The sequence below is a fragment of the Candidatus Melainabacteria bacterium RIFOXYA2_FULL_32_9 genome (assembly GCA_001784615.1).
Classification (GTDB): Bacteria; Cyanobacteriota; Vampirovibrionia; order Gastranaerophilales; family UBA9579; genus UBA9579.
Window position 1 is genome coordinate 1 of sequence record MFRQ01000126.1, and the last position, 10,053, is coordinate 10,053.

At 34.3% G+C, this 10,053-nt stretch carries 6 protein-coding genes and 1 other annotated feature; of the genes, 2 read left to right on the forward strand and 4 right to left on the reverse strand.

The window, feature by feature from the left end; all coding sequences use genetic code 11:
- Positions 1-173: 173 nt before the first annotated feature.
- The 3 genes from A2255_03395 to A2255_03405 all read right to left on the reverse strand — a co-directional run bounded on the left by A2255_03395 (position 174) and on the right by A2255_03405 (position 4,643).
- Positions 174-1,520: a peptide-modifying radical SAM enzyme CbpB gene (locus tag A2255_03395; GenBank protein ID OGI18058.1), complete on the reverse strand. Its 1,347-nt coding sequence runs from the start codon at positions 1,518-1,520 to the stop codon at positions 174-176.
- Between the two features lie 71 nt (positions 1,521-1,591).
- A complete protein-coding gene (locus tag A2255_03400; GenBank protein ID OGI18053.1) occupies positions 1,592-1,702 on the reverse strand; it encodes a modified peptide precursor CbpA in 111 nt (36 codons plus the stop codon).
- A 183-nt stretch (positions 1,703-1,885) separates the two neighbouring features.
- Positions 1,886-2,023 (reverse strand) — a binding site (cobalamin riboswitch).
- Positions 2,024-2,246: 223 nt separating this feature from the next.
- The gene (locus A2255_03405; GenBank protein ID OGI18054.1) at positions 2,247-4,643 is read right to left on the reverse strand and encodes a ribonucleotide-diphosphate reductase subunit alpha; all 2,397 of its coding nucleotides are present in this window, start codon (positions 4,641-4,643) and stop codon (positions 2,247-2,249) included.
- A gap of 648 nt (positions 4,644-5,291) precedes the next feature.
- On the opposite strand from A2255_03405, the gene A2255_03410 reads away from it, so the two are divergent.
- Positions 5,292-5,894: a hypothetical protein gene (locus A2255_03410; GenBank protein OGI18055.1), complete on the forward strand. Its 603-nt coding sequence runs from the start codon at positions 5,292-5,294 to the stop codon at positions 5,892-5,894.
- A gap of 513 nt (positions 5,895-6,407) precedes the next feature.
- Here the strand turns inward: A2255_03410 and A2255_03415 are convergent.
- Complete coding sequence (locus A2255_03415) at positions 6,408-8,822, reverse strand: copper-translocating P-type ATPase (protein OGI18056.1); 2,415 nt, start codon at positions 8,820-8,822, stop codon at positions 6,408-6,410.
- Between the two features lie 109 nt (positions 8,823-8,931).
- Here A2255_03415 and A2255_03420 point away from each other — a divergent pair, with 109 nt between their 5' ends.
- The gene (locus tag A2255_03420; protein OGI18057.1) at positions 8,932-9,594 is read left to right on the forward strand and encodes a hypothetical protein; all 663 of its coding nucleotides are present in this window, start codon (positions 8,932-8,934) and stop codon (positions 9,592-9,594) included.
- Positions 9,595-10,053: the final 459 nt, after the last annotated feature.

Consider the following 10,053-nt stretch of genomic DNA (forward strand, 5'->3'; position numbering starts at 1 on the left):
CATTATGCGCTTTATGAACATATTTACTCATTCCCTCATTTTATCATTATCGCAGCAGAGCTGCGGGGAATTTACCCTCAAAGATTAAAGGACGCAATAAAAGGGGACGATCAGTCCCCTTTTATTATTTTGCCAACAGACTTCAAAATCCACTAATGATTTTTTCGCTGTCCTTACTTAGCAAGCTCAAGCTGTTGATAATCAAAAATGGTTTCAGTATCCTTATCCCATTCTTGCCATAAAAAGTCTTCTGCAATTCCATCAGCTATAAGCCTGAAAGCATAACGAACTTGTTCTTCGTAAAATTCACAAAATGCACCTGTACATTTCATATCACCGTGCATTTCATGAGCTTCAGCAGGACATGGGGAACCGCAAAAATGTCTGATAGCACACTTGTTGCAAGGATTTATATCTTCAACTTTACGCTCAGTAACCATCTTAAATTCTTTAGTTTGTAACACTTCATCAATATCATCTGTAAAAAGGTTACCACCACAGAATTCTGGAAGACCTATAAATTCACTGCAAGGGAACATACCACCATCTGGTGCCAGAGCAAAGAATATACGTCCACCACCACAAGGTGAAATGTCACACATTAAACGACGTGCCATTGGTGCTAAAATACTAACAAGAATGTTTGCAAAGTTAGCAACAACTATTTTACGTCCAGTTTCTTTGTACAATTCATAAGTTCTGTTTAAAGCTTTAAAGAAGTATTCTGCAACTTCGTGATCATCTGGTTTTATTTCACGAGCCGGTGGTAATGTGCAGCGTACCATATTTAACATAATAGCTGGAACACCTTGACCATGGAAAAAGTCTACAACATCTGTTAAATTTGCCATATTCTCTTTTGTTACGGTACAAATCACATTATACCCATCATAACCTTTAAGTTTTTCCATAACTCTAAGGGTGTTTTCGTATACACTTTCTCCACTCCAGGTTTTACGGGTACGATCCGCTACTTCTTTTATTGGTGCATCAAGTGAAAGTCCTATTCCAACTCCATGTTTTACTAAAAATTCTATCGCTTCATCATCAAGTAAAACTCCATTTGTTTGAACTCCAAAGCGAAAATCATTTTTAAATTGTTCTATTGCAGGGAAAACTGCTTCTTTATTAAGTAAAGGCTCTGCACCATGGAAAATAATCTGTGGCAGCCGTCCTTCAGGCATCACTTTTTTAAAGTAATCACGGAGTTTAGTTAATGACTGTATTAATTGATCCTTAGTCATATCAACCCCAGATTTACGCATATCCTGAGGGATATAACAATAGGTGCAATTAAGATTACAGCGCGCTGTAGGATTCACATACACAGCATTTAAAGCTAATCCAAAACGGAGTTTTTGAATTTCATCTGCAAATCTATCAGCCTTTTGTTTATATGCATCAATAAAATCAGCATCAGCTAAAGTATCAGCTAAAGCACTTTTCTCTACTAATGACCAAAATGCAGTATCTGGCTCAATTAAAGCCACATAGTTAGGATGTTTGATGTCTACAGGAATTAAACTTGGTCCATTTCCTGAGTTAAGGGAAAGACCCCTAGAAGGGGCCTTAAATTCATGCTTTGAAACCATTATTTCTTAGCTCCTTTGTCCATTAGAATATAATGTGAAAGACCTGTACCTTCAGCTGAACAGCTTTTACGGGTAGCAATGATCTTAGATTGTCTTTTTTGATTTTTCATAATTTTCTCCTTTACTTCTAATAATAAATACTTAAATAAAACCAAATGACCTTTAATGTTAAAAAAATAATTCAAAGATTTTTAGATAATTACCTAAAAACGCAAAAAAGGAATTACAAGAATTCCTTAAAAATTTCAAATTATTTTTTTCATCTCATCTATCTCCTTTCTTGTGCTTCGCAAGAGTGAGTTGGTTGAACTAATTGGTATCCTGGCTTAGATTCATTGAATCAATACAGTTGCGGCACAGCCCCGGATTAACACCGGTGTTTCCCAATTTGTTCTTATTTATTTTTAAATATTATATCATATTGCCTATGTAAATTCATTACAGCTTTTAGATTATATTAAAAATAAAAAATAGTTTAGACAGGTTTTTCATCATTTTATTACTTTTCAGCCATTTTAAGTTTTCTTAAGAAAATTTCATAAAACCCTTATTACGCTTAATAGTTCTTTATATTTATAAATACAAATTATTTTTATTAAAAAAATAAAGCCTCGTTTTCTTCGAGGCTTTATCATCTATGATTTTATCTAAAAGCTAACTACATCTTGAAAAACCACAATTCTTACAGAGAACACATCCTTCACTGAATTCTAACATTTGACCACATTCAGGACATTCAGGACATATCCCTAAATCAGCCTTTGAGCTTTGTGAATAAGATATTTCACTATATTCTGCATCACCGTTTATAGATAAAGCACCTAAAGCTTTTTCAAGGTTGCGTTCTAATACTTTACTAATCGCATCTGAGCAGGAAAGTATTACCCCACCTTTTCCAACAGCCGGTGCAGGACATCTGATACCTTTTAATTGACCTATTATTGAGGTAATATCAACGCCTGCTCTTAAAGCAAGAGATATCATTCTTCCTGTAGCTTCAGCCTGACTGGTTGCACATCCACCGGACTTACCCATTCTGGCAAATACTTCACATAATCCTTCTTCATCAACATTAATAGTTACATAAAGAGGACCACAACCTGTTTGTATCTTATCAGTAAGACCGTATGTTAAATTAGGTCTTTGCCTTGGAGTAACAGCATTTTTTGCAGCAATTTCTGAATACTTAGCTTGATCACTTTCAGAAGATTGGTCTTTATTATCACCTTTAACCTCAATACTCATAGGCTGATAAGAACGACTATTATTTCTATAAACTGTTATTCCTTTTAAGTCTGACTTATAAGCAAGGTAATATGTTTCTGCAATTTCTTCTCGTGTTCCTTCTTCTGTGAAATTTACTGTCTTAGAAACAGCATTATCAGTGTGTAATTGAAAAGCTGCCTGCATTTTAACGTGCCATTCAGGAGTAATATCATGAGCAGTTACAAAAACCTCTTGCACATCTTCAGGAATACTTTCTATTCCATGAATTGTTCCTTTAGTAGCGATTTGCTTCATTAACTCTTCACTGTAGAAATCTTTTTCTTCGGCAACATCCTTGAATATAGGATTAACTTCAAGTAACTCAGTACCATCCATTACTTTTCTAACAAATGTCAATGCAAATAAAGGTTCAACACCACCAGAAGCTCCTGCTATCATACTAATTGTTCCAGTTGGAGCAATACATGTAGTTGTAGCATTTCTTATACCGAATTTTTGAATCTTTGCATCAAGTTCTTTCCAGTCTTCACCAGAAATAATGCCAGCGGATTTTCCTTTATATTTCTCATAGAGAAACTCATTCCCATCATAAATACTACCTTCAAAGTTAAGAAATTTACCTCTTTCCTGAGCAAGTTCTACTGATTTTACTTTGGAATGATAATCAATAAATTCCATAACCTGTCTTGCAAGTTGAGTACCTTCTTCAGCGTTATATGGAATATTCATAGCCATAAGAAGATCAGCCCAACCCATAACTCCAAGACCAATTTTTCTATTATTTCTAACCATTTCCTCAATTTGAGGTAACGGGAAGTTATTCATAGTAATTACGTTATCAAGGAAATGGGTAGATAATTTGGTTATATACTCTAATTTACCCCAATCCACTTCAGGCTGGTTTTCTTCATTATATTTAACCATTCTACCGAGGTTAATTGAGCCAAGATTACAAGCTTCATAAGGTAATAATGGGACTTCACCGCAGGGATTTGTAGATTCAATTTGGCCTAATTTAGGAGTTGGGTTATCAGCATTGATTCTATCAAGGAAAACAATACCAGGTTCACCATTCCTCCAAGCATGATCTACTATAACATCAAAAACTTCTTTAGCTTTAAGCTGTTTTACAGACTTTTTGGTATTAGGATGAATTAAATCATAATATTCATCGTGTAAAACGGCTTCCATAAATTCGTTGGTAATACCAACAGAAATATTAAAGTTATTTAATTTATGTCCTTCATATTTAGCATTAATGAATTCTAAAATATCAGGATGATCAATTCTTAAGATCGCCATATTAGCACCACGTCTTGTTCCACCCTGTTTTACAGCTTCAGTAGCAGCATTAAACACTTCGAGGAAAGATACAGGTCCGGAAGAAACACCCATTGTAGATCTTACAATATCATTTCTTGGTCTTAGCCTTGAAAATGAAAAACCTGTTCCACCACCACTTTTATGAATTAATGCTGTATTTTTTACTGCTTCAAAAATAGCATCAAGCGAGTCATCAATCGGTAAAACAAAGCAAGCTGAAAGCTGACCTAACTCTCTTCCGGCATTCATTAATGTCGGGCTGTTTGGCATGAAATAGAGATTTGTCATTAACTTATAAAAATCTTCAGCTATTTTGTTTATCTGTGTACCGTCTTTCCCATGGAAAGAATCTGCATCTGCAATTGTACGAGCTACTCTCCAAAACATATCTTCTGGCGCTTCTATAGGGATACCATCGTTGTCCCTTCTTAAGTATCTTTTTGCCAGGACCGTTCTTGCATTTTCAGTTAATGCGACTGCTTCAGATAAATACGATGTCACTTACTATTCTCCTCTTAAAAAATTGCTCCCCTTACAAATAAGATGTTTAACAAATATGTGTAGTACACAATAATAATATACACCAAGTCTAGTGTTAAATAAACCCCACCTCCAGCTTTGTTACACTATATATAGATTTTCATTCTAAATTATATATATGAGATTACTGTAGCATGGCGCACATTACTGTGTAGCATGCATGTTACAACATAAAATTATCAGATATAGTAAATTTTCGTAAAAACATTTTTACTACTTTTTTTTTAAAGGCAATCTCTATAAAAATATGGGTTTATGAATTCTTTACATAATGTAAGTATTTTTTACAATTGTACTTATATGTTTTCATGCCCAAAATTCATGCACCATGAGGATTTTCGATAATTGTTACATGTTTTTATTTAAGCTTTATTAACAAGAGTTAAGAAGATTTAAGAAAACTTTTTAAGCCCATGGATTCTGATATTTTGCATGATAGAGTATTTGCAATTCTAAAAATAAGTTAGATAGGGGAATACCCCTTTCTCTAAATCAAAGCTATGATTTAACTTAACATGAGTCACATGTTTCATTATTCATGTTGATCAAAAAAGGTTTTTAGTATCATTGTAAATATAGCGCTCTAGTTAGTTGGGGAAAACGGAGTAAATGAACAATACGGTAAATAACGTTAATAATATAAACGGCAAAGAAAATAAGAAAATATATAATCTCAAAGCAGAAAAATTAGTCCGTGAAGCAAGTGATAATTTCATATATTATAGAGACTGCGAAACAGCATTAGAACAAATAAACGAGGCTCTTAGCGTAGAGCCGGATCATATTAAAGCCTTAATACTAAAAGGGGATATTCTTTTTTGTATAGATAAGGACAAAGAAGCATTAGAATATTTTGACAAGGCAATTAACGCAAATCCTTATTCAGCAGAGGCATATGGCTCAAAAGCCGGCACTTTGGATGTATTAGGCCATCAAAAAGAAGCTCTTCAATGCTGTGAAAAAGCTTTTGAAAATATCACACTTAAAGAAAGACATTTGCTGCCTTCACTTTACGATCAAAAAATCGCAATATTAGTCAGAATGAAGAAATTTGAAGAAGCAAGAGAATCATTAAAAAAATGCGTAAAAAGTTTACCGGAGGAGGATGGTAGCTATTTAGCATCCTGTTATCAGGAACTAATTGAAGCTGCCTGTAAAGAAAAAAAGAGAAAGCTCGAAAAGGCTACAATGATGTCTTTAAAACTCGTTTAAAAACATTTCAAAATGTGCCCTGTAGAGATAAGTGCTGATTAATCAGCACTTTTTATTTTTGGTAATGGTAAAAATTAAAGTGATAGAGCCATAATCCGGATAATCGTCGCACTGTCATTGCGAGGCAGCAAAGCTGCACCATTAAACTCTACAATCTTAGTCTTAATTACAGTGATTTATGAGTTATAAAAGGTGACTGTGTCACCAATCCAAATAATATTATTACTATCTTTTTTTGGATTGCTTCGTCACTTCATTGCATTTCGTTCCTCGCAATGACACTAGGAAACTTTGATTTCTGAATATGTTCTATATCACTTTGTTTTATAACACTACCTTATTTTTAATACCAGCTCAATTATCTTGTATCATTAATAAATGGTTAAAAGCAGGGATGTTCTCAAAAATAATTAAAATATTAACTTAATCTTTTTGGCACAAAGAAAAAATACCAAATAATGAAGCCTATTGCCAAAATTCCTAATGTTGTGACTAAAATTTCCTGAGCATCCATTATACTTTCATCCTTCTTAGCCTTAAACTATTAGTTACTACTGAAACAGAGCTAAAAGCCATGGCAAAAGCCGCAATTGCAGGATTTAGCAGAACCCCGAAAATCGGATAAAAAACTCCTGCAGCTATTGGAATACCAAGCACATTATAGAAAAATGCAAAGAATAAGTTTTGTCTTATAGTATCTATGGTTTTTTTAGAAAGTTTTATTGCACTGGCTACACTTTGCAGGCTTCCACGGATGAGAGTAATATCAGATGACTCTATTGCTATATCAGTTCCGGTTCCAATTGCAATACCAATATTAGCCTGTGCAAGAGCAGGAGCATCATTAATTCCATCGCCTACCATTGCAATGATCTTGCCTTCCTCCTGGATTTTTTTAACCACATTTACTTTATCTTCAGGCAAAACCTCTGCCATAAATCTATCTACACCAGCCTGATGAGCTATAGCTTCAGCTGCTTTTTTATTATCACCTGTAACCATTATTATCTCAAGTCCCATAGACTTAAGTTCTGATATAGCCTGTTTAGAATCAGGTTTTATCGTATCTGCAATAGCAATAAAACCTTCTATTTTATTGTTTATTGCAATAAATATTGTAGTTTTACCCACTTCTGCAAGTTTGGAAGCTTTATCAAGATAAAAATCAAACTCAATTCCTTTATCTGTAAGAAGTTTTTGATTACCTACTAAAATTTGCTTACCATCAACAATAGCCTGAATCCCATGCCCTGGTTGCGCTGAGAATTCTGTAGGCTGAACCAGTAATATATTCTCTTTTTCAGCTTCTCTCACTATGGCAGCTGCCAGAGGGTGCTCGGAAACTTTTTCTGCTGAGGCCACATAATACAAGAATCTATTTTCATCCATATTAGTGAGCACGTCAGTAACCTCTGGCTCACCTTTTGTAATGGTACCTGTTTTATCTAGAATTATTGTCTGGATTTTATAAGCTGTCTCAAGACTGATTCCATTCTTAATTAAGATCCCATTTTCTGCTCCAAGGCCAGTTCCAACCATAATTGCAGTGGGAGTTGCAAGACCCAGAGCGCACGGGCATGCAATAATTAAAACTGCCACAAACGTTATGAGAGCAAAAGAAAGTCTTGTAGCCTCAGGTGCTATGATAAACCATACAACAAAGGTTATTATTGCAATTATCATAACTACAGGGACAAAATAACCACTTATAATATCAGCTAAACGTTGAATAGGTGCTTTTGACCCCTGAGCTTGTTCTACAAGCCTGATAATTTGTTGTAAAGTCGTATCTTTTCCAACCTTTATAGCTTTATATTTAAAGCTTCCTGTTTTATTAATAGTCGCACCAATAACTACATCATTAACATTTTTTTCTACAGGAAGACTTTCCCCTGTGATCATAGACTCATCAACACTCGAAGAACCTTTTATAACCTCACCATCAACAGGAATCTTTTCACCTGGTCTTACTATGATAATATCACCTACTCTTAGATCCTCTACAGGCACATCCTGCTCTTTATCATCATAAATTACCCTGGCAGTTTTTGGTTGCAAGCCAATTAACCTTCTTATAGCAGAAGAAGCCCTGCCTCTTGCTCTTGCTTCAAGCATTCTTCCCATCAAAATGAGAGTAATAATAATGGTTGCTACCTCGTAATAAACTTCAGGCATTGTTCCAGCAGTAACAAACAATTCTGGAACAACAGTGGCAGCTAAACTGTATATAAACGCAGCACCGGTTCCAACTGCAATAAGAGTATTCATACTGGCAGACCTATTTATAAAAGCCCTGTATGCTCCACCATAAAACTGTCCTCCAGCCCAAAATATTACCGGAATTGATAATAAAAGCAGTAACCAGTTTCTAAAAGAGAATTCAAGCATAGTCATACTTATAATAAAAATTGGTAGAGTGAAAATAAGGCTAAATATAAACTTACGCTTTTGCTCCCTATACTCCTTTTCTTCCAGTTCTGCTATTTCTTTTTCTTTCTCTTCAAAAATAATATCTTTTGGGGTATAACCACTATCTTTAATAATATTCTTAATATCTCCAGGACAAATTGCTTGTGGGATATAAACAATAGTTGCCTGTTTATTAGCCAAATTGATACCTGCACTTAATATTCCAAACGATGAATTTAGGCTTTTCTCAATTTTAGATGCACAAGAAGCACAATGCATATCAGAAATTAGCAATTCCAGGGTTGATGTTATAGTTTCATAACCAAAATTATTTATGGTTTCAATAATTTCCTGCACTGAAATGGTATCAGCATCATACTTTATGCTAGCTTTACCAGTTCCAAAATTAACATAAGCCTCCTTAATACCAGATAACTCATTTAACCGTCTCTCGATATTTGCTGCACAACTTGCACAGCTCATATTCTCTATATAAATCTCAAAATATTTTTCATTCATATTAACAACCTTATTGACTGTTGTAGGAAATTCCAGATTAATGAAATATATTACTATCTTATAAGTGTTTTTTACATTCTATAGAAGATTTAAGATTAGCTTAATTATTATGGAAAAATTTGTTGATATCCCAAAAATCTTTGAAATTCTGGAAAGTTATTATCCCATCCATGTTATGCAGGCAAGATATCAAGAACAACCTTTTAAAGTTCTTGTTGCCTGTATACTCAGCCTGAGAAATCTTGATGAGATAACTTTCCCTATTGCAGAAAAGTTATTTAAAATCGCTGATACACCAAAAGCAATTAACAATTTACCAATTGAAAAATTAAAAGAACTAATCGAACCAATAAACTTTTACGAATCAAAAGCAGAAAATATAAAGACAATCGCAAAAATTCTTGTCGAACAGCTAAATAACATAGTTCCATCAACAATGGAAGGATTGTTAGCTTTTAGAGGAGTAGGCAGAAAAACCGCAAATCTTGTGCTCGCTCTTGGATATAACATACCTGCAATTGCTGTAGATACTCACGTTCATAAGGTTTCAAACAGGCTTGGTTATGTTCAAACAAAAACTCCTGAACAGACAGAACTGGCTCTCAGAGAAAAGCTTCCTCAAGCTTACTGGATAAGAATAAACCCTTTATTCGTAATGCACGGCAAACAAATCTGCAAAACAGGCCGACCCTGGTGTGATATCTGCCCAATTCTTGATTATTGCAATCAGGTCGACGTTAAACCCAGAAAAATCGTGTTTAAAGGGGAATAAGTATATAAAACCACACTCTCAAAACACAATTTTTCCAAATTTACTTTTTAACCATTGCAATAATCATAGAACCGTCCCTCGGACTTGTTCCAAGAGCTAAGTATCATATACTATCATTCTGAGCTGACCAAGTCACCTCAATCCTTAATCATTCCAATAACAACTTGCACTGTCATTCTGAGGAGCAGCAGAGCTGCGACGTGAGAATCTCAAACACATACTTTGAGCTCATAAAATCTGATTATAAAAATCTTCCCAAAGTGGATTCTCTTTATTTATAAGTCCATCTTTCTTACATCTTTTGTATTTCTTGATCTGCTTTTCTCTATTTATAGCATTTTCTATATCATCAAAAATTTCATAATAAACGAGTTTCTCTAGTGCTTTGATTCATTAATTATCTAGGGTAAAGTCTTTTTAGCTTAATTCTTGCATCATAAGTTCTAAACTTCCAATCAA